At 70.0% G+C, this 20,835-nt stretch carries 14 protein-coding genes; 5 read left to right on the forward strand and 9 right to left on the reverse strand.

Going from position 1 to position 20,835, the window contains the following annotated elements:
• Positions 1-65 precede the first annotated feature (65 nt).
• The gene (gene rpsA, locus ABD205_RS10430) at positions 66-1,529 is read right to left on the reverse strand and encodes a 30S ribosomal protein S1 (protein WP_344044742.1); all 1,464 of its coding nucleotides are present in this window, start codon (positions 1,527-1,529) and stop codon (positions 66-68) included.
• 175 nt (positions 1,530-1,704) lie between these two features.
• Between rpsA and ABD205_RS10435 the strand changes: the two genes are divergently transcribed.
• Both ABD205_RS10435 and ABD205_RS10440 read left to right on the forward strand, forming a co-directional pair.
• The gene (locus ABD205_RS10435; RefSeq protein WP_344044743.1) at positions 1,705-2,676 is read left to right on the forward strand and encodes a GGDEF domain-containing protein; all 972 of its coding nucleotides are present in this window, start codon (positions 1,705-1,707) and stop codon (positions 2,674-2,676) included.
• A 10-nt stretch (positions 2,677-2,686) separates the two neighbouring features.
• Positions 2,687-3,514, forward strand: coding sequence for a class I SAM-dependent methyltransferase (locus tag ABD205_RS10440; RefSeq protein WP_344044744.1), 828 nt, complete (start codon positions 2,687-2,689; stop codon positions 3,512-3,514).
• Positions 3,515-3,523: 9 nt separating this feature from the next.
• Here ABD205_RS10440 and pgfA read toward each other — a convergent pair whose 3' ends face one another.
• From pgfA to ABD205_RS10460, 4 genes are all read right to left on the reverse strand, one after another.
• A complete protein-coding gene (gene pgfA / locus ABD205_RS10445; protein WP_344044745.1) occupies positions 3,524-4,459 on the reverse strand; it encodes a cell envelope lipid trafficking protein PgfA in 936 nt (311 codons plus the stop codon).
• A gap of 184 nt (positions 4,460-4,643) precedes the next feature.
• Positions 4,644-4,805 (reverse strand): hypothetical protein, encoded by a 162-nt coding sequence (locus ABD205_RS10450; RefSeq protein ID WP_344044746.1) that lies wholly within the window; start codon positions 4,803-4,805, stop codon positions 4,644-4,646.
• Positions 4,806-4,808: 3 nt separating this feature from the next.
• Positions 4,809-6,515 carry an MmpA family trehalose lipid delivery protein gene (locus tag ABD205_RS10455; RefSeq protein WP_344044747.1) on the reverse strand — a complete coding sequence of 569 codons (1,707 nt, stop codon included), beginning with the start codon at positions 6,513-6,515 and terminating at the stop codon, positions 4,809-4,811.
• 13 nt (positions 6,516-6,528) lie between these two features.
• The gene (locus ABD205_RS10460; RefSeq protein ID WP_344044748.1) at positions 6,529-7,272 is read right to left on the reverse strand and encodes a methyltransferase domain-containing protein; all 744 of its coding nucleotides are present in this window, start codon (positions 7,270-7,272) and stop codon (positions 6,529-6,531) included.
• A 96-nt stretch (positions 7,273-7,368) separates the two neighbouring features.
• Between ABD205_RS10460 and ABD205_RS10465 the strand changes: the two genes are divergently transcribed.
• A complete protein-coding gene (locus tag ABD205_RS10465) occupies positions 7,369-8,625 on the forward strand; it encodes an acyltransferase family protein (RefSeq protein WP_344044749.1) in 1,257 nt (418 codons plus the stop codon).
• Here ABD205_RS10465 and ABD205_RS10470 read toward each other — a convergent pair.
• From ABD205_RS10470 to ABD205_RS10480, 3 genes are all read right to left on the reverse strand, one after another.
• Complete coding sequence (locus ABD205_RS10470) at positions 8,517-12,665, reverse strand: alpha-(1->3)-arabinofuranosyltransferase domain-containing protein (RefSeq protein ID WP_344044750.1); 4,149 nt, start codon at positions 12,663-12,665, stop codon at positions 8,517-8,519. The genes ABD205_RS10465 and ABD205_RS10470 overlap by 109 nt on opposite strands.
• Positions 12,662-13,414: a class I SAM-dependent methyltransferase gene (locus ABD205_RS10475; protein WP_344044751.1), complete on the reverse strand. Its 753-nt coding sequence runs from the start codon at positions 13,412-13,414 to the stop codon at positions 12,662-12,664. The genes ABD205_RS10470 and ABD205_RS10475 overlap by 4 nt, the downstream gene beginning before the upstream one ends.
• A 361-nt stretch (positions 13,415-13,775) precedes the next feature.
• Positions 13,776-17,909, reverse strand: a complete 4,134-nt coding sequence (locus ABD205_RS10480) for an alpha-(1->3)-arabinofuranosyltransferase domain-containing protein (protein WP_344044752.1) — start codon at positions 17,907-17,909, stop codon at positions 13,776-13,778.
• 88 nt (positions 17,910-17,997) lie between these two features.
• Between ABD205_RS10480 and ABD205_RS10485 the strand changes: the two genes are divergently transcribed.
• Complete coding sequence (locus ABD205_RS10485) at positions 17,998-18,717, forward strand: class I SAM-dependent methyltransferase (RefSeq protein WP_344044753.1); 720 nt, start codon at positions 17,998-18,000, stop codon at positions 18,715-18,717.
• Here ABD205_RS10485 and ABD205_RS10490 read toward each other — a convergent pair.
• Positions 18,711-19,472, reverse strand: a complete 762-nt coding sequence (locus ABD205_RS10490) for a class I SAM-dependent methyltransferase (protein WP_344044754.1) — start codon at positions 19,470-19,472, stop codon at positions 18,711-18,713. The genes ABD205_RS10485 and ABD205_RS10490 overlap by 7 nt on opposite strands.
• A gap of 175 nt (positions 19,473-19,647) precedes the next feature.
• Between ABD205_RS10490 and ABD205_RS10495 the strand changes: the two genes are divergently transcribed.
• Positions 19,648-20,811, forward strand: a complete 1,164-nt coding sequence (locus tag ABD205_RS10495) for a glycosyltransferase family 4 protein (protein ID WP_344044755.1) — start codon at positions 19,648-19,650, stop codon at positions 20,809-20,811.
• The last annotated feature ends 24 nt before the right edge of the window (positions 20,812-20,835 follow it).

Genomic DNA, 20,835 nt, shown 5'->3' on the forward strand with positions numbered 1-20,835 from the left:
CAAATGGCGAAGGGCGCCCACCGCGAACGGTGGGCGCCCTTCTTGTGTCCAGGCTGGACCGAAGGTCAGTTGCTGCCGCCGGTCAGCTTCTCGCGAAGCGCCTGCAGCGCCTCGTCGGAGGCGAGGGAGCCGCTGGTCTCCTCGACCGGAGCCGCGGAGGAGTACGACGTGGACTCGCCGGCCTCGGCCTCGGCCTGCTTGGCCTCGGCCTGCTGCTTGACGTGAGCCTCCCAGCGGGCGTGAGCCTTGGCGTACTGCTCCTCCCAGGCGGCGCGCTGCTCGTCGAAGCCCTCGAGCCACTCACCCGTCTCCGGGTCGAAGCCCTCGGGGTAGATGTAGTTGCCCTGGTCGTCGTACGTCGCCTGCATGCCGTAGAGCGTCGGGTCGAACTCCTCGACGTCCGCGGCGGCGCTGGTCTCGTTGGCCTGCTTCAGCGACAGCGAGATCCGGCGACGCTCGAGGTCGATGTCGATGATCTTGACCATGACGTCGTCGTTGACCTGGACGACCTGCTCCGGGATCTCGACGTGGCGCTCGGCCAGCTCGGAGATGTGGACCAGGCCCTCGATGCCCTCCTCGACGCGGACGAACGAACCGAACGGCACCAGCTTGGTGACCTTGCCCGGGACGATCTGACCGATCTGGTGGGTGCGCGCGAAGTGCTGCCACGGGTCCTCCTGCGTCGCCTTCAGCGACAGGGAGACACGCTCGCGGTCCATGTCCACGTCGAGCACCTCGACGGTGACCTCGTCACCGACGGTGACGACCTCGGACGGGTGGTCGATGTGCTTCCAGGAGAGCTCGGAGACGTGCACGAGGCCGTCGACGCCGCCGAGGTCCACGAACGCACCGAAGTTGACGATCGAGGAGACGACACCCTTGCGGATCTGACCCTTCTGGAGCTGGGTCAGGAAGCCGTGGCGCACCTCGGACTGGGTCTGCTCGAGCCAGGCACGGCGCGACAGGACCACGTTGTTGCGGTTCTTGTCGAGCTCGATGATCTTCGCCTCGAGCGTCTGGCCGACGTACGGCTGCAGGTCGCGGACGCGGCGCATCTCCACCAGCGAGGCGGGGAGGAAGCCACGGAGGCCGATGTCGAGGATGAGGCCGCCCTTGACGACCTCGATGACGGTGCCCTCGACGACGCCGTCCTCGTCCTTGACCTTCTCGATCGTGCCCCAGGCGCGCTCGTACTGCGCACGCTTCTTGGACAGGATCAGACGACCCTCCTTGTCCTCCTTCTGGAGGACCAGAGCCTCGACCTGGTCGCCGACGGAGACGACCTCGTTGGGGTCGACGTCGTGCTTGATCGACAGCTCACGCGAGGGGATGACGCCCTCGGTCTTGTAGCCGATGTCGAGCAGGACCTCGTCCCGGTCGACCTTGACGATGGTGCCTTCGACCAGGTCACCGTCGTTGAAGTACTTGATCGTGGAGTCGATCGCAGCGAGGAAGTCCTCTTCGGACCCGATGTCGTTGATCGCGACCTGCGGGGCGTCGTAGTCCGGAAGAGCAGAGAGAGTCGTCATGAAGTAGTAGGAACCTTGAGTTAGAGGAATTGGATTGCGCGCACGTAACACACGCAATGGTCAACCCTACGCGGGACGCGGGAGCGCGTCCAACCGGCGCGACCACCCGCAGGGCGACACCCGCAGATGCCGCAACAGCACCCCACGATCCTCCGCTCTGCCCTAGCCTCCCACCGTGGACGCAGCTGAGCCGACCGACCTGGAGACGTTCATCGCATCGGCCCAGCGGGTCGTCGACTTCCTCAACAGTCGCACCCCGCTCACCGACTGGTCGGTCAGCCGCGTCGCCGGCGACGAGCAGGTGCACCTCCACGTCCGCGGCGACACGCTGCTGCAGGTCGGAGACCGGGTCGCGTGGGACGAGACGTTCTGTCGCCGCATGCTGGCCGGCGCGTCGCAGGTCGTGCACGACTCCCAGCTCGACGCCGACTACGCCGACATCCCCGCCGCCGTCGACGTCCGGGCCTACGCCGGGGTGCCGATCCTCGACGGGGACGGCTCGCTCTTCGGCACGCTGTGCGGCGTGCGCGCCGAGCCGCTGCTCGGTGGCGAGCACGTCGACAAGGCTATGCTCGACGTCTTCTCCGAGCTCCTGTCGGCGCAGCTCGTGCTCGTCCGCAGCTGCAGCGCGCTGCACCATGCGGCCGTGCTCGCCGAGGCCGTCGCCAACAGCGACGGTCTCACCGGACTGATGAACAGGCGGGGCTGGGACCTGCTCGCGGCCGAGGCACAGGAGCGGGTCGACGCCCTCGGCGACCAGGTCGGCGTGCTGATGATCGACCTCGACGACCTCAAGACCGTCAACGACCGCGTCGGGCACCACGCCGGTGACGCGTTGATCGCGTCGGCGGCCTCCGCGCTCCGAACGGCGGCGCGGGCCGGTGACAAGGTCGCGCGCTACGGCGGCGACGAGTTCGCGGTGTACGTCGAGGACGTCGCGGTCGCCGACCTCGACACCGTGGCCGCGCGCTACGCCGACGCACTTGCGGCGGTCGGGGTCAGCGCCTCGGTCGGCGCCGCGCCCGTCCTGCCCGACGGCAAGCCGGGCTCCAGGCTCGAGCGTGCGCTCGCCGAGGCGGATGCGTCGATGTACGCCTCCAAGGCGAGGAAGCGGGCCGAGGCTGCGACCCGCGCTGAGCCGCGCTAGCCTCGACGGCGTGACTGGGGCCGACGATCAGCCGCTTGACCCGCCGGTCCGGGCCGAGCGCCGGCCCGTGAGCGAGGCGGAGTCACGACGGGCGAACGGCCCCGACTGGGACCGGTACGCCGACGAGTACCAGGCCACGCACGGCGCGTTCCTGGGCGACATCGGCTTCGTGTGGGGCCCCGAGGGGCTGACCGAGAAGGAGGCCGGCGTCCTCGGCGACGTCGAGGGCCGCGACGTGCTCGAGCTGGGTTCAGGGGCCGGCCAGTGCGCCCGATGGGTGCGATCGCAGGGCGGGCGCGCGTACGGTCTCGACCTCTCGCACCGGCAGCTCCAGCACTCGGTGCGCATCGATGACGCGGTCGGGGTCGTGGTGCCGTCCGTGCAGGCGACGGCGACCGCACTCCCCTTCGCCGACCACTCGTTCGACGTGGTGTTCTGCTCGTTCGGCGCGCTGCAGTTCGTGGCGGACATCGAGGTGTGCGTCGCCGAGGTGGTGCGGGTGCTGCGGCCGGGCGGCCGGTTCGCGTTCTCGATCACACATCCGACGCGCTGGATGTTCGCTGACGACCCCGGCCCGGAGGGCCTCGTGGCGAGCCAGTCCTACTGGGACCGCACGCCGTACGTCGAGGCCGACGAGGCCACCGGCGTGGTGTCGTACGTCGAGCATCACCGGACCCTGGGTGACTGGGTCGCCCTCCTGGCGGGCGCCGGCTTCCGGCTCACCGACCTGGTCGAGCCGGAGTGGCCGGCCGACCACGACCGGGTCTGGGGCGGCTGGTCGCGGACCCGGGGGATGCTCACCCCCGGGACCGCGATCTTCGCGGCCGAGCTCGGCTGAGCCTCGAGGTCAGCGTCCGGCGGCGACGGGCGTGCGCGGCTCAGCCGCGGGCGCGGGCGGGCGGCGGCGCAGCAGGAAGAAGCCGAGCACGAGGAGGACCACGCCGATGATCGGGGCGTAGATCGGCAGGAACGTGCCCATCAGCCACAGCGAGCGCTTGTTGCTCTTCGCGTCCGCGACGTTGGTCTTCACGGTGTCCGGGGTGTACTTGGCCTCGATGTCGAGGACGCGCGTCCCGTCGGCCAGCGTGACCGTCTTCGTGCCCGTCTGGTCGATGAAGGCGCCCGTCTTCGGGTCGACCCACACGCTCTGCGTGGCCGCATACGTGCCCTGGGTGCCTGCGGCGACCTCGGCGTCCTGCGCAGGGACCGCGACGTCGAACCGGTAGGTCTTCAGACCGTCGATGGTCCGGATGCCCTTGTAGGTGGCCGTGACGGCCTTGCCGAGGTTGCCGTCCCAGTAGTCGTAGTTCTTCTGCTCCGTGTCGAACGGGAACTTCACCACCACGCCCTCGTAGGGCATCACCTTGTCGGGGTCGCCGATGTACTTGGCCTGGTCCTCGACAGGGAAGCCGGTCCTCCGGTCGAGCGCGAACTTGTCCTGGCTGATGGTGACGACGTGCTCGTCGTCGGCCGCGAGGACGAAGTTGCCCTTCTCATCGATGCAGTAGTCGGTGGTCGTCGCCACGCACTCGGTCTGCACCATCGCGATGACGTCGTCGTTCGACTTCTTCGGGTCGACCTGCGTGTGCACGATGTAGGTCACCGGGACGGGCGTGTCCGACTTGGCGAGAGCGCCGGACGCCTCCCCCGTCAGACGGGTGTAGGAGTCAGTGTTCATGGGGATCTTGTAGGCAGCATCCTTCCCCCAGAAGATGGCCACCGCGGCCGCCACCAACGCGAAAACACCCAGCAGCAAGGCCACCCGACCAACAACAGCACGCACGCTTGAACCCTCCCAAGGTCACGGAATCGGACGCACAGTAGCAGTAATTACCGGCGAGTATGTGCATCCCGTCACAGGTCGCGCCCACCCCGCGCCGACGGCCCACGGAACGGCTGGGAAACGGCTCCGAAATCAGCTCAGCCCGCGGCGACCTGTCCGGTGCCGCGGGCTGGATGCTGTGGGCTCAGCGGGATCCGTACTGGATGACCGACGAGCCCGAGACGCTGCCCGGTTGAGCAGGAGCACTGTTCACCGAACTGTTCACCACGCCGACCACGGTGGCGGTGGCGATCACACCGCCGGCGAGCACGCTCGCAATGCTGGCGACAATACCCAGGTTAAACACTGACTACTCCCTCTTCCCGGTCGGCCAGAGAGTAGCAGCCCAAGCACGCCATGTGGCTACTCCTGAGTAAGCGCGTCTCATACTGATGACGACGCCGACGAGCAACAGGGCCAGGAACGCGGCCCAGGCAAGGAGCTGTGCGATCACCCGCCCACGTGCGACAGGCTGTTCGTGGACGGTGCCCACCAGCCTGGCAACACGCAGCAGAGGCCCGTCGTGGACGGCCCGTCCTGCCACCGGCTCCGCACTCCCGCGCGCATCCTTCTCCACCAGCACCCATCCGATGCCGATCGCGCGGAGCGCGTCGGCGCGCGCCTGTGGCGACGGCAGCGCCAGCGCGGCGTGAGCCTGCGCGGCCCGAGGGTCCTCACCGCGCACGGTCGTCGCGCCCACGACCAGGTCTCCGTCGGAGACCACGGCGACGGGGAGCAGGCGGTTGAGTGGGTCCAGCACCGGCCGACCGTTGTTCCAAGCCGGCGCACGATAGGCGCTCCAGGGGAGCACGAGCGCGTCCCCGTGGGTCGTCCCGACCTCACCCGTCGCCGCGAGCCACTCGGCCGGGTAGTGCACCGCCCGCAGCTCGCCACCCCTCCCCCACGATGCCTCAGGCAGCACGGCCACGGGCGCGAGCACGAGCGCGACGGCGAGCGCCGCGCGGGCGATCGGCGCTCGAGGAAGCCCCGCGAGAACTCCGGCCCCCGCGGCGACGAGCCCGACGGTGAGCGGCATCGCGAGCGCCAACGAGCGACTGCCGTCGCGCAGAAGGCCCAGACCGGGAACAGCACCTCCGACGGCGGCCAGTGTCTGGGGCGCTGCCCAGGACAGCAGGGCGATCGCCACCCCGAGCGTCCACAGGACGATCAACGCGACACCCTGGCGTCGCCCCTGTGCCCGCCACCAGTCCCTCGCGCCGAGCGCGGCAAGCCCGACGACAAGGGCGGCCGCGGCCCATCCCAGGACGCCGCCGCGACCCGCGGCGACATCGGAGTTCCAGATCCCGCCCAGCGTCAGGACGGCGAGCGGCGCGGGCAGACCGTGACCTGCGGTGGCGAAGATGCGGAAGCCGCCCGCATCGGCCGCGGCTGTCGTGTGGGCCAGACCGGCGACCAGCCAGGGCGCGTTCGCGGCGACGACCATGGCCATGAGCAACCCGGTCGACCTGCGCCGTACGCCGCCCGCCATCCCCGTCACCAGCAGCACGGCCGCCGACACGAGCCCGGCGTTGGCGCTCAGGCTGCCGGCCAGCAGCACGAACGGGGTCCACACCGGGACCACCTGCTCAGCCGCGACCCGACGTCCGGCCACCGCCAACCACGGCACCGCCGCATAGCCGAGCAGCATCGGCCAGTGCCCGATCGCCAGACGCTCGACGACGAAGGGGCTCCAGATCGCGACGCTGACCGCCACCAGCCTGACCACGAGTCCCGATCGGACCAGCGCCGCGGCCCCGGTGCCCGCTCCGACCAGCGCACCGAGCAGGACAAGCTTCTGAAGCAGCATCCCCGGCACGACTTCGTCGAGGATCGCAACGACGGCGTCCGACGGGACGGCCCGCGGCAGCGCCGACCCGAGTCCCAGCACGTCCCGGTGCATCGCGAGGTTCGGCACCCAGACCATGTCGCGGATGAGGACGAAGCCCGGCGCGAGTGCCGGCCCGAGCATCAGGACACTCAGCACTGCAGCCCAGGTCAGCGGAAGCACGCGCTTCATCGTCGAGACGTTCTCACGCGGCTGCAGGTGCCACGTACTCGGCGACGACGATGCCGTGGGCCGTGTAGAGCAATCGGTCGTACTGCGCCGACCACACGTCGTCGACCGGCACCTCGTGCCAGCGGTTGCGGAAGTCGTCGCGGCGCAGCGCGCGCAACCGGGTGAACGAGACCTCCCCAACGCGGATCTGCCGGTCGAGGTCGAGGTTGTAGCCGACCGGGTGCGTGATCCAGAGCATCCCGCCGGGCTTGAGGAGCGACTGGAGCCGGGTGACGGCGCGGCTCGCCTTCAACGGGTCCTTGACCTCCTCGTCGAGTCCGACGTGCTCGAGGGTGGAAATGCAGAGGATCAGGTCGAAGCGGCCGTCGATCTCGAGGTCGGCGGCGTCAGCGTTCAACACGCCTGGCGCCACCTCGTACTTGTCCACCACCAGGTGGTCGACCGGCACGTAGTGACCGAGCACGTTGCCGATCTCCAGCACGTCCTGCCCGGCATGGTCGCCCAGCACCTCGAGGGCCAGCGCCGTCTCGACCGCCCGCTCGTTGAGCCAGGTGTAGTTGTAGCGGTGATGGAAGTAGGGCACCTGCCGGCCGTCCCAGCCGAACGACGTGGTCGACCTTCGCCCCGCGCGCGGCCAGCCCGCCAACCATCCGACGACCCATCCCACCGCCGAGCGGATGACCCATACCGGGCCCCGTTCTCGACTGATCCGGGCCAGGCGACGAACGATCGCGATCGGGTCAACTGCGATGGACATGAGCGAGAGGGTAACGGCTGCCCGACCGATGCCCCCGTGCGATAGTCGGACTGTGCCGACCCCTCGAATCTCGAGCCCGTGGATGGTGGGTCGTCCGTGACAGCGACGCCCGTCACCGACACGATGACCGTGAAGGATCGCCGCTCGGTCACCGCTCTCCCTGCTCTCGACACGATGCGGGCGATAGCGGCGATCGCCGTGCTCGCCACCCACGCATCGTTCTGGGGCGGCGCGTACGCCAGGCCCCACTACGGGACGGCGCTCTCCCGCCTCGACATCGGCGTCGCGGTGTTCTTCGTGCTCTCGGGCTTCCTGTTGACCCGTCCATGGTTCACCCGGCACGATCACGGCTACCCGGCACCGTCGACCCGCACGTACCTCTGGAGACGGGTCCTCCGGGTCATGCCCGTCTACCTGATCGCTGCAGTGGCCGCGCTCGTCCTCCTGCCCGGCAACAACGACGCCTCACCGGCCACCTGGCTGAAGACGCTCACTCTGACCAACATCTACTTCGACGGCCGGCTGCCGGACGGTCTGACGCAGATGTGGAGCCTGGGCACCGAGGCCGCCTTCTACCTCGTGCTACCGCTTCTCCTCTGGCTTGCACTCTCCCGGCGCCGAGACCACGGCCACGGGCCGTCCCGCCTCTCCGTCGTCCTCGCGGCGATGGTGCTGGTCAACGTCGCGTGGCTGGCGATGGTGTCATCCGGCCTCGAGCTCGACGGCACGATGATGAGCCTCTGGCTCCCCTCCTACCTCACCTGGTTCGCGGTCGGGATGCTCATCGCCGCCTGCGCCGTGCGGACCAGCGATGCGCCCGACACGCGCGGCGCGGCGGCGACGTCGTGGCTCGCGGAGGCTGTACGTCGCATGGGCCAGGCGCCGGGCGCGTGCTGGACGGCCGGGCTGGCGCTGTTCGCGATCGCCTCCACGCCGATCGCCGGTCCCGCCCTGCTCATCCCGCCGACGCTCGGCGAGGCGCTCGGCAAGAACCTCCTGTACGCCGCGATCGCCGGGCTGCTGATCCTGCCAGGCGTGTACGCCGACCCGCGCGGACGCTACGCGCGCGCCATGTCGTGGCGGCCGTTTCGCCACCTCGGCCATCTCTCGTACGGCATCTTCTGCGTCCACCTCGTGATCCTCGAGCTGGTCTGGCGCTGGCGGGACATGGAGCTGTTCCACGGCCGAACCCTCGAGCTGTTCACGATCACCCTGGCCATGAGCGTCGTGGTGTCGGAGATCCTCTACCGACTGGTCGAGCTGCCCTCGATGCGGTGGAAGAGCCTCTTCGACCGGCCGCCGTCGAGCGTCAGCGCGACCATCACGCCCAGGCCGGCGAACACGAGCAGCTGAGGCGCGGCCAGCGTGCCCGCCCAGCCGTGGGCAGAGCCCAGCGGTCGCCACCAGTAGAACGGCGCCGCGGCCGCGACGAGGAGGCCGCCGGCCCAGGCCATCGCGTCGGACCGGACCCAGCGGTCGGTCACGATCAGGGTCACGACCAGGGCAGTCCCTCCGAGGGCGAACGCCCACCAGCCGCCGACGACGCCGAGTGTCACCGCGCCCACCGCGCCCAACAGTGGCGCCGGCACGATCCTGGAGCCCACCGCCGGTGACGGCAGGTCGGGGCGTCGACGTACGAACGCGAGGGCGGCCAGCAGGACCAGTGCGATGGCCCCGAGTCCGATGGCCGCGCGATAGAGCCGGTCGGGCCCGAACCTCAGGTCGACCTCTGTCACGCCGCCGTCGAGGCGCCAGCCCTGCTGCCAGCCGTCGACGGTGACCCCCTCGACCGTGCCGCCACCGACGGCAGATCCGCTCCAGCCGGGGTTCTGATTCTCCCGGATCGCAGCCATCGAGGCACCCGACCCCGGGATCGTGAGGGTGCGCGACACCGGGGAGTCGTCGGTCAGACCGGCCGGCGTCACGGTTGACGCCTGCGCGGGGCCGCGGGTCATCACCAGACGCATGCCGTGGAACGCCGGAGCTGGCGAGAGGACGACGCGAGTCTCGCCCGTCGGTACGTCAACCTGCTCCGGTCCACACAGCCGGGTAGGCAACAGGCCACCGTTGAAGAGCTCACGGGGCGATGCCGTCACCGAGGTGGCGTAGAAGGCCGCGCCGACCCGGACCGTCGGGCCGTAGGAGCAGCCCAGGTCACGACGCTGGTCCGAGAGCGTGAGAGGCAGGAGCGCGACGCCGTCGAGGCGGAGCTCGCTCACGCCGACGCCGAGCTCCTCGACCTCGCCGTTGCTCGCAAGGTTGCGGGTCGGCTCGTCGGCCTTGAGATAGAGGTCGACGCGCGTCGCCCGGAAGGGCTTCACGTCGGCGTGGCCGTGCTCGTCCAACTCGACCGCCTGACGACCACCGGGGTAGTCGAGCACCACCGATCTCGGCCGGGATGCGGGCGCCTGCCGATCGAGTCGGACCTGGATCCCGCGGACGGTGCGCTCGCCGAGCCACCTCAGCGACAGCGCCGGGTGCTCGTCGTCGGGGTCTGCGACCCACGTCGTGCCCCGTGCCCCGTCGATCGCTGCGACCGCGGACCCCCGGGCGTCGTCGACGGCGTCTGACGACGACCGGACGTTGATGAGCTGGTCGCGCTGGATCAGTGCCTGGAGGGCTTCGCCGTTCGTCGGCGTGACCTCGGCGCGCAGGGCGTACGAGGCACCCTTGCCGAGGCGAAGCGTCCGGTCGAGCGCACCGGGCTCCTCGCCGAGCCGCGCCCGGTCGGGGTCGCAGCGCACGTCTCCGTCGACGGTGACGCAGGCCTCGCGCCAGCCGTCGGTGGACGACAGCAGGATCGAGTCAGGAGCACCCCACGCCGCCGGGACGCTCGGCAGGACGAGGGTGCGGTCGACGTCGACGCCCGGCACCTGCACCTCCGCCACGGAGAAGGGCCCATCCGCGGGCGCGGCGCGCACCACGCGCACCGTCGAGGTCCGGCCGGGAGGGAGGCTGACGGTCACCGGACGTCCGGGGTGTGCCGTCACGGTCTCGCTGGTGCCCGCGTCGGTCTCTACCCAGATCCGCTCGGTGCCTTTGCGGCCGCCCTCCCCCTCGCCCGTGACCACGACGACGGAGGCGACCTGCTGGGCAGCCTTCAGCTCGACAGCCACCCACGGGTTCGGGTCGCTCGCGTCGGACTCCCACTGGGTCTGGGTCAGCCCGTCGAAGGCCGCGAAGGGCAGGTGCTCCCCCACTGTGTCGCCTCCGGAGGTGTCGGCGAAGGCCTGGGACGACGAGGCGGTCACGTCGGCCGCTCCGACGTACGCCGCGTGCGTCTCCCACCGCGAGCCGCTGATCGTGTAGTCGCGGGCGGGCGCACCGAGCCGTCCCTCGTCGGCGGCAGTCAGCGTAGGCGAGGTGGCGCCGAGAATGCGCCCGAAGTTGCGCTCCCGCTTGCGCAGCCCGTCTGTCAGGACCAGCCGATCCACGTGTGCATCGCCGGTGGCGTTCGCAGCCAGCACCGCCGGAGCGTCATCGATCAGGCCGGTGTCCAGCAGGCCGAGCAGGTCCTCGGGACCGCCGACCACTACGGGGGCGGAGGTAGAGGCGACGGCGCGGTGCGCGCCGTCGACCTCGTAGATCTCGACGGCGCGATAGGGCCGGGTCCAGCCGTGATCGATGATCGTCGGATCGTCAGCGCCCGCAACGCGGGCGGTGCTGCCCACCTTCGGTCCGAACGTGGCCACGCGACGGATGCCGGGCGACCCTGCCAGAGCTTGGTGCACCAGGACGGGTGCCGTCTGGTCGGTGCCGCGCAGGTCGTTGCGCACCACCAGGTGACTGATCCCGGCTCGGCTCAGGTAAGGGGCCAACCCCGGAGACGGCCGTCCGGACGCCAGCTGCTCCTCGACCGCGTCGAGCATCCGGATGTTCCCAGCGGGTGCGAGCGGGACGGCGTTGCGGACTGCCCACGGCGAGGACGCCAACGGCTGGAGCGGCTCGTCGTCCGGATCGCCCCACCGGTAGTACGCGAAGCTGGAGCCCGGGACGAGCAGCGCGGTCGTGTCCGCGGAGTTCTCGTTGATCCAGGCGGCGGTGCGATACCAGTAGGCCGGCACAGCGTCGAAGTCGTTGGCGGCGCCGAGGCGCCCCGCGAACGCAGGGCCGGCGATGCCGATGATCGAGACGATGGCGAGCAGCAACACACCGACGTGCCTTCGCTGGGCGCCGGTCGGCACAGAGCGTCCCGGCTCGGAGCCGCCCAGCCCAGGGCGGTCCACCACCTCACGCGCCCGGCTGGCGAGGTCGGCGAGCAGGTATGCCAACCCGAGCACCAGGGGCAGCCGGATGATGGGGTCGAACTTGTGCACGTTGCGCAGCGGCGCGAGGGCCCCGTCCAGCGCGCCGCGCTCCCCGCCGGCGAACCAGCCCGCGAGTTGACCGCCGTGGCCGGCCGTGACCATCAGGAGGCCGACCAGGAGCGACAGCACGAGGAACTGACGGTGCGGGTTGCCCCGCATCGCGAGGCCGACGATCCCGAAGAGGACGAGCACACCCATGTTGAGTGCTATGTAGCTCGTGGTGAGCAGGTCGTTGCCGGCCTGCCAGGTCGCGTCGACGTACGGCACCCAGTGCGATGTGCCCCGCAACGCATCGAAGACCGTCGTCGGGAGGGTCGTGACGCGGGCCGTCTCGATGTAGTCGAGGAAGGGCGGGCTGTAGCGGCTCAGCAGCAGTAGGGGCACGATCCACCACGCTGTGCCGACGAGCACGAACGTCGGCCACCAGATCATCAGGGAACGACGGCGTGGCCCGGGCTCTCGGGTCAGCAGCCAGACGACCCCCAGCGGGATCACCGCGAAGGTTGCGGCGGCGTTGACGCCCCCGACAGCGGCGACCGCCAACGCGGAGAGCAGGGCAGCCCGGCGCGGCGAGCCCCGCTGCGTCCCGACCACGAGCGGGATCAGCACCCACGCTGCGAAGGCGCTGGGCCAGGCCTCGATGGAGATCGGCCCCAGCACGGTGAGGATCCGCGGCGACAGCGCGAAGGCGAAGCCGGCCACGACCCTGCTGACCGGCGAGCCCAGCCCGAGAGCGCCGCACAGCTTGACGACACCGAGGAAGGCGACGACCAGGAGCAAGGCCCACCACAGTCGCTGGACGACCCACCCCGGGAGGGTCAGCACGTGACCGAGCAGGAAGAAGGGCCCCATCGGGAACAGGTAGCCGTAGGCCTGGTTCTGCACCTGCCCGAACCCGCCGTGCGGATCCCACAGGTGGAGCGAGCGGGCGAGGAATCCGGCGGGGTTGATGACGAGGTCGAGCTTTGTGTCGCCGACGAGTCGGCCCGGACGCTGCGAGAACGACAACGCGACCAGGACGAGACAGCAGGCAACCAGCCTGAACCGCCAGGTGAACCGGTCTTGGGCCGACGCGGTCTGCGTCATCGCCGCCGGAGGACGATCACAAGGTTCCAGGTCAGCAGCTCGCGGACGAGGGGCACCTTGACGAGCCAGTAGGTGAACCGTGGGTTGTAGCGCGGTATCACGTCGAGCACCTCGGCGCGTCGCTGACGCGCGGCCCAGTCCAGGCCGGCCTTCACGGTGACGGGGAACAACGACTCGCCGTACTTGTTCTTCGGCTCCCGCCCGTGCCGACGGCGGTAGCGCTCGCGGGCGCGGCGTCCGCCGAGGAAGTGCCACGGTGCCGTCTCGTGCCCGCCCCACGGGCCGTACCAGACGGTGTACGAGATGAACGTAGTGCCGCCGGGCTTCGTGACCCGCACCATCTCGTCCGCCATCCGCCACGGATCCGGCACGTGCTCGAGCACGTTCGAGGAGTAGCAGAGATCGAAGGTGCCGTCGCCGAAGGGCAGCTCCATGCCGCTCCCGATCACCGTCCGCGGCGAGATGTCGCCGAGACCCGAGAGCTCACCGACGTCGGCGTCGAGCGCGAAGTAGGTCGCCCCGCGGTCCTCGAACACCCGCCGGAAGTAGCCGGGGCCGCCACCCACGTCGAGCATCGCGGCGCGGTCGAGCCCGATGTATCCCTCGAGCTGGTCGGCCGAGTCGTTCGCCAGCGCCCCGTAGAACACGGCCGGCTCGGTCTGCTCCTTGCCGAAGGCACGGAAGAGCGAGACGGAGCGGCGCAAGGAGGGTGCCCATCGCTCACCACGGCGCAGGAGGTGTTCGGACACGCGGGCGACCTTATCTGATCGGCCGAGACTCCTCCGCGCCTGTACGGCCCCACGGTCGTACTCCCTACGACGTGGCAGTCAGCACCGCCGTGACCTTCGACGACGCCCGTGCCAGAGCAAGCCCGTCCGAGCGAACCGCCCAGATCGCCGCACCGACGAGGTTGTGTGGCTTCGCCGCTCTGATGCTGGTGATCGTCCACCCCTCCTCGCTGACAGGCACATGGGTCGGCCGGCCCACCTCTGGTCCGGTCCGTCCCTTCGTCCTCTCCGGCTACCTCCTCCACCGCCTCGGGCGGGACGGTACGGACCCCTCCGGTCACGTCGACGAGGAGTGCGACGAGAACGGTGCGAATCCGGGCGATCACTCGAGATCGGGCCCGAGCTCGTCCTCACCGAAGAGCGCACGGCCAGCGACCAGGCCGACGACGACGGCCGTGATGACGTCGGCGACCACGGGCGGGTTCCGGGGGCCGCCGACGTCGGCGAGCGTGACGACGGTCGCGGCGGCCACGCCCGAGGCGCAAGCCGCGCTGATGGCTGCCAGGGACAACCGTCGGAAGGCGAAGCCGGCCAGAGCGCCGACACCAAGTGGGACCGAGACCAGCGCCAGGGAGGCCGCACCGATCATCATCAGCAGTCGATGGGGACCGCGAGCTGGGCGGGTGGGGGCCACGGGCAGCAGGCCGACCGGCCGCACCGACGTCGCGCGCCGGCTTGCGCGCCGGCGACGCGACCCTCGACCAGCCGACCTCACGAGCAGCATCAACGCTAGGAGGGTCAGCCCGGCGGCGAGGGAGAAACCGACCACGATTCCCCACTGGAACATCGACTGCGGCGCGTACTGGAGCGAGACGTTCCCGGAGGTGCCCGCGGGGAGGCGCCACCCCTGCTTCCAGCCGTCGACGGTGATCGGCGTGAGCAGCTTGCCGCCGACGCGCGCCTCCCAACCCCGGTTGACGCTCTGGGCCATGCTGAGCACGGCCTGTCCGCTCGAGCGCACCTTGACGCTCCGCGTCGTCGGCGACCAGGAGAGCACGTGGACGGAGGAGCCACCGCCCACCGTCGGGGCCGTCGGGGAAGTCGGTGCGGCGGGCTCGAGCCACAGCCTGGAGACCGCGAAGCCGGCGGGATTGGTGACGCGGATCCGCTGGGTCCCGGCCGCCAGGTGCACCGCATCGTCACCGCACGGCTCGAGCGAGAGCTCCGCGCCGTCGACGACGTCCTTGATCGTGCCGACGATCTTCGTGTCGACGGTACGGCCGTCCACCTCGATCTTGGGGCCGAACCCGCACGCCTGGCCGGTCGGCGTGTCCGGCTCGGTCTCATGACGCAGGGCCGCGAGGCCGCCGATCTTCAGCTCCCCGATCCCGACCGTGCCCCGCTGCTCGTCGGGCAGGACGCTGATCTGCAGCCGTTTCGTGCGGACCGGCCTCATCAGCCCGGCGAAGTCGCCGGAGGTCGCGACGAGCTGGGGCTTGATGCCGTCCTCCATCGGGTCGACGACGAGTGTTCCCGGCAGCTCGCCTGGCTGATCAGCACCGAGCAGCGCCTTGACCGAGGTGATGGTGCGCGGTCGCTTCCAGGACAGCTGGAGGGTCGGCTTACGGTCGAACGGCGAGGCGTACCAACTCGTGTCGTCGCGCCCGTCGAAGGCGTTGGCTCCGACGACCGCCGGGTCCCCCGCATAGGTTGACGACGCCTCAACCCGTACCTGTCGCGGGCTCAGCGGTTCGAACAGCCGGTCGAGGGTGGGACCGTTGGTGGCGACCACGCGTCCGTGCAGCCGCCAGGTGCCGCCCTCGGCCACCGTCACCGTGCGGTCGAAACCGGGAGTCTCCGGTGTCTCCCGCTCCCAGGCAGCGGAGCAGGTGACTGCACTACCGTCGGTGAGGCAGCCGCGCCGGGGCTCTTCACTTCGGAACAGCATCGTGCTGCCCGGGGTGACCTCACCGGGCACCCGCAGCGTCCTCCGAATCTTCTCGCCCCCGACGGAGAAGTTGGCAAGGCGTACCTCGCGGGCAGCGGACGGGCGCTGGGCGAGCACCGTCATCCGCAGGGAGGTCGTGAGTCCGGCCGGAAGCTGCACGCCCTGGGCGACCCCGTCGGTCCCGACGGTGGCGTCGACCGATCCGGCGTCCGTGGTGAGCCGCACCTTCGACACGTCCGCTCCGCCGCGGTTGTCGAAGAGCAGCGCGACCGGACGGGGCTCCACGGGCTCGTTGTACTGCACCTCGATCCACTGGCCGATGGGCGACACGAATGGAGACGTCGTCCAGGCGGTGAAGGCGGAGGCGTCGAAGGCCGCATACGGGTGCTCGTCGGTCCGGATAGCACCCAGTACATCGGCATAGCCGCCGGAGCTGGACGCCGTGACGAGGCGCGCACCCTCATACTCTGCGACGGTGGTCGCCGTCGGCACCGAGTCGCCGACGAAGTCGTGGATCGGACGGTCCACCCGGTAGCGCTCATCGGCGGTCATCGGACCGGAGACGCCGTCGATGATCCGGGCGAAGGATCGCTCGACGCGTCGGTTGCTGTCGGTCACGATGTCCGCGGGCCGGACCTGATCCTCGGCGCCCGGCTCGTCAGCGAGCATGACGTCCCGGTGGGGAGCCACCAAGCCGAGCTCCGCCAGGTCGTTGACGACCTCGGGGCCACCCTGCACAACCACACTGTCGGCCGAGTCCGTGATCGAGACACGAGGGTCCTGTCCGTCGTCGGCGAGCGCGAGCACCTCGACCTCGGGATACCCGTCGGCAGTCCGACCGAAGTCGGCGACGTGCCGCAGACCACTGTCCTCGCTCACGGACGCCCTGACAGCTGCCGCCGACGCCGCGTTGTTCGCATCGGGCACGAGGTCGTTGCGCAGCACGACATAGGTGATGCCCATGCGGCGCAACGCGCTGGCGAACCCCTGGATCGGATGTCCCGCAGCGACCTGGTTCTCGATCGCATCGAGCAAACGGAGCGTGCCTGCGTTGGCCACCGTGCTCTGGCTCCGGACGGTCCACGGTGGACCGTCGAGCACCTGGATCGGCTCGTCGATGGTCCGGCCCCAGGTCTGCACCGCAAACCCGCTGCCCGGCAGCACCATCACCCCGCTCGGTCCGCTCTGGGCCTGCAGGAAGGCGATAGCCTGCCGCCAGGATGGGGAGATGTCGCGCACGCCGTCCGCCACGCGGAGGTCGCCGGAGGCAGCAGGCTGGGCGGCGGCGCACACCAGAAGGACCAGAGCGCCTGTCGCGAAGGTCCCCACGAGGGTTCGGCCACGCACCGACAGCGATCGGATACCGGCGAGCAGCTGCGGGATGCCCGCCGTGACGAAGGCACCCAGGCCCAGACTGAGCGGGAGTCGGACGATCGGGTCGAACTTGTGCACGTTGCGCAACGCCGCCAGCGAGGAGTCCAGGAATTCCAGCCACTGTCCGCCGAGCACTGATCCGGCCGGCTCCGCGGAGCCCATGGTGAGGACCGCCAGGCCGATGAGCAGCGAGATGACGAGGGTCCGACGCGCCCACAGCGTCGGCTGGGCGAGCCCCAGCAGGCCCGCCCCGGCCACGAGCACCGTCGTGACCAGGAGCGTGGCGGACGAGACGAGCTCGTAGCCGCCCACCCAGCCGGCGCTGTCCCCTCCGGGGAAGAAGGCGACCCAGTGACTGGTGCCACGGAAGGAGTTGAGCCAGCCGATCCGGCTCGCGGTGTTGGAGGCCGACTCGATGAAGTTGAGGAAAGGTGGCGCGTACCCGCCCATGACGACCAACGGGATGATCCACCACAGGCTGGCCACCAGCGCCAGGCCGGTCCACGCCAGCGTGTCCCGGACCCGGCGCAGCAAGGTGCGCCCGGAGACCAGGAGCAGCAGCAGCCCAGGAAGGATGAGGCAGGCGATGACCAGCGTCGCGTTCTGGCCACCCATCCACGGAATCGTGGCGGCCGACAGGACGAAGGCGGCCAGGGTGGGGAGCCGTCCGCGCAGGTAGAGCACCAGTGGAAGCAGGGTCCACGGAAGGATGACGGACGGGAGGGTCTCGCCGCTCAAGCCGCCGACGGTGATCAGGACTCGGGGCGCCAGCATGTAGGTCAGGCCGGCGAGCACCGCTCCCGCGGCGTTGATCCCCGGCCAGTTCCGCGCCAGCCGCACGGTGCCGAAGTAGGCGAGAAGCATCAGCGCGGCGGTCCACAGCCGCTCCCAGATCCACATGGGGACGTGGGCGACGGCACCGAGCCAGAAGACCGGCCCCATCGGCACCAGGTAGCCCGACGCTTGGTTCTGGAGTCCCCCGAGTGTCCAGTCGCCGTTCCAGACGTTCAGGCTTCGACTGAGGAAGGCCCCGGGGTTGAACTGCAGGTCGAGCTTCGTGTCGAACGTGATCAGGCCCGGCTGCTGCGCCAGATTGAGCGCCACGACGGCAACGACGACGACCAACGACACCATCCGCTGGCGCCTTGCATCCCGCGCCCGCTCGGTGCGGTCGGCGACCCAGGCGCCGTTCACCAGTGCACTCCCCTCGTCCCCGCAAACGGGCCGGAGTCTATAGGGTGCTCCGAAGGTTCCAAGCCGGCCTGAGAGACGAGGAAGCATGATGCCCCACCCGAGAAGTGCGGAGTTCTCGAGCGCGTGGTCGTTCGCCTCCGGTGTCTCGGGGTGGCTCACGGAGGACCAGGCCGCGCTGCTGTGGGACGCCACGATCGACCTGCCGCGCAACGCGGTCGCGGTCGAGATCGGCAGCCACCAGGGTCGGTCCACGACCATCCTCGCTGCAGCCCTGCGCGACCGGGGCGGTCGGGTGATCGCGATCGACCCCTTTGTCGACGGCCGGCTGTTCGGAGGCGCCAAGACCCGCGAGCGCTTCGAGCGCACGATCGATGAGGCAGGAGTGACCGACGTCGTCGAGCTGGTGGCCGAGTACAGCACCCGCGCTCGGCCTGGGTGGAGCCGGTCGTTCGACTATCTCTACATCGATGGCAAGCACGACTACTGGACGCTGTCGGACGACCTGAGATGGTCGGTGCACCTGCCGGAGGGCGCCCCGGTCCTGATCCACGACTGCTACTCCTCGATCGGCGTGACACTCGGCATCCTCGCCCACGTGTTGCCCTCGCGGCGCCTCGTCTACGAGCGCCGCGCCGGTTCCCTGGCGCTCTTCCGCGTGGGCCGCCCGACCTGGCGGGACCGGATGCGGATCGTCGCCGAGATGCCGTGGTGGCTGCGCAACGTCATGATCAAGGTGCTGCTGAGGCTCCGGCTTCGGGGGCTGGCCGCGAAGGTCTTCGGCCACGACAGCCCGTACGACCCTTACTGAGCGTCCGCGCGGTAGATGCGAGCCTCGAGCACCGGGTTGTCCGGCCGGTGCAGGGCCGGCTTCACGACGTCGTTGTAGCGCAGGCGCAGGCCTCGGCGTCGGCGGCGCGTGCGGGCCGTCATCACACTCGTGACCCACTGGACGGCGACGGTCTCCCAGGTCCGCTGGTGGCCCGGCGCCACCAAGGCCGCCGCCGCGAACTCCGGGTCCAGCTCCCCCTCCGCGCGAAGTCGGACGGCATCGGTCCAGTGCAGCTGGATGACGCGGTGGTCGAACTTGCTGTTCAGGACGTCGTCGAGGGCACGGCGTACTCCGGCGCGTTCGATGTAGGCGTCGATCTCCGCATCGAAGTACGGCGCGTTCTTGGCGGTCATCACGAGAGTCGGCGCATCCGGGTCTGTCTCGTCCAGGCGGCACCACCACAAGTGGCTGGGGAAGTCGACGATCTTCGCGCTCGCAGCTTCGGGCACCTCGATGTATCCGGCGCGGGCCACGCGCGTCAGCTCGGCCGCCACTCCGACCGGGTCCGTCACGTGCTCGAGCAGGTTGGAGCAGATTGCGTAGGCGAAGGCGCCGTCCGCGAAGGGCATGTCCGCGGCGTCGGCGTCGAAGAGGGGGCGGGACACGCGCGCGGAGTCGCGGCCGGAGCGTTGACCGGCGAACGCGGAGTCGACGTACCTGTCGAGCAGTACATCGGCACGCCAGGACGGCTTGTCGCCGCTGCCGACGTCGAGCACCAGGTCGCCGTCGCCCACGGGTACGGCGATCCTTCGTTCGACAAACAGCCGCCACTGCGAAATCACCGACACGACCGGAGAGTATGGCACCAAGGGCAGCGACTCCTCCGCGGACGCAGTCCCGAACAGGCGTCACCGACCAGGGGGCCGAAAATGCTGTGACTTTGGATACTCGTGGGTAGCATCTCGTCCTGTGCAGGCCCTCGGTCCCGCATCCTTCGAGGGTCGCCATGTCGTGTTCTTCAACTGGCGCGACACCAAGAACCCCGAGGGTGGCGGCTCAGAACGATATGTCGAGACGATGGCCCGCGGTCTGGTGGACCACGGGGCGCGGGTCTCGATCTTCTGTGCTGCCCACGACCAGGCGCCCTCCGACCACGTCGTCGACGGCGTCCGCTACATGCGTCGCGGCAACCACCTCGAGATCTACCTCTTCGGCCTTTGGGCCCTGCTGCGCCGCCGGTTCGGTCGCATCGACCTCGTCGTCGACGTGCAGAACGGGCTCCCCTTCTTCACCCGGCTCGGCACGCGTAAGCCCGTCGTCGTGCTCGTCCACCACGTGCACCGCGAGCAGTGGCCGGTGATCTTCCCGGGACTGCTCGGAAAGATAGGTTGGTGGATCGAGCGCCGCGTCGCGCCGTTCCTCTACCGTCGCAGCCAGTACATCGCGGTCTCGCGGGCGACACGCAACGAGCTGATCGACCTCGGTGTCTCGAAGAGTCGGATCGCCGTCGTCCACAACGGCACGGCGACTCCGCCGGTCACCCACGTCGCCAAGACGGAGCACCCGTCGCTGGTCGTCGTCAGCCGGCTGGTGCCACACAAGCAGATCGAGCACGCGATCGACGCCGTCGCCGCACTCCGGGAGGGGCATCCCGATGTCCGCCTGTCGATCGTCGGCACCGGCTGGTGGGAGGACGACCTCTACAAATACGCCGCCGAGGCCGGGGTCGGCGACGTGGTCACCTTCGAGGGCTTCGTGTCCGAACAACGCAAGCACGAGATCCTGGCTCGTTCCTGGGTGATGCTGCTCCCCTCGATCAAGGAGGGCTGGGGCCTGGTGATCGGCGAGGCGGGCTCGCACGGCGTACCGACTGTCGCCTATGCCTCCGCTGGCGGGACGCGGGAGTCGATCGCCCACCAGCGATCCGGTCTCCTCGTCCTCGATGCGGCGGAGATGACGGAGGCTACCCGCCGGCTGCTGGAGGACAGCGAGCTGCGCGAGCGCCTGGGGGCCGGTGCGCTCGAGATGTCACGCACGTTCTCCTGGGCGCACTCGCGGGAGTCGTTCGCCCACGTCCTCTCCGATGTGCTCGCCGGCAGGCGGGTCCAGGTGGAGGACCCCGACGGTCCGTGAGCCTCCACTCCAGCGCCGATGAGC

The sequence above is a fragment of the Nocardioides panacihumi genome (genome assembly GCF_039530925.1).
GTDB lineage: Bacteria > Actinomycetota > Actinomycetes > Propionibacteriales > Nocardioidaceae > Nocardioides > Nocardioides panacihumi.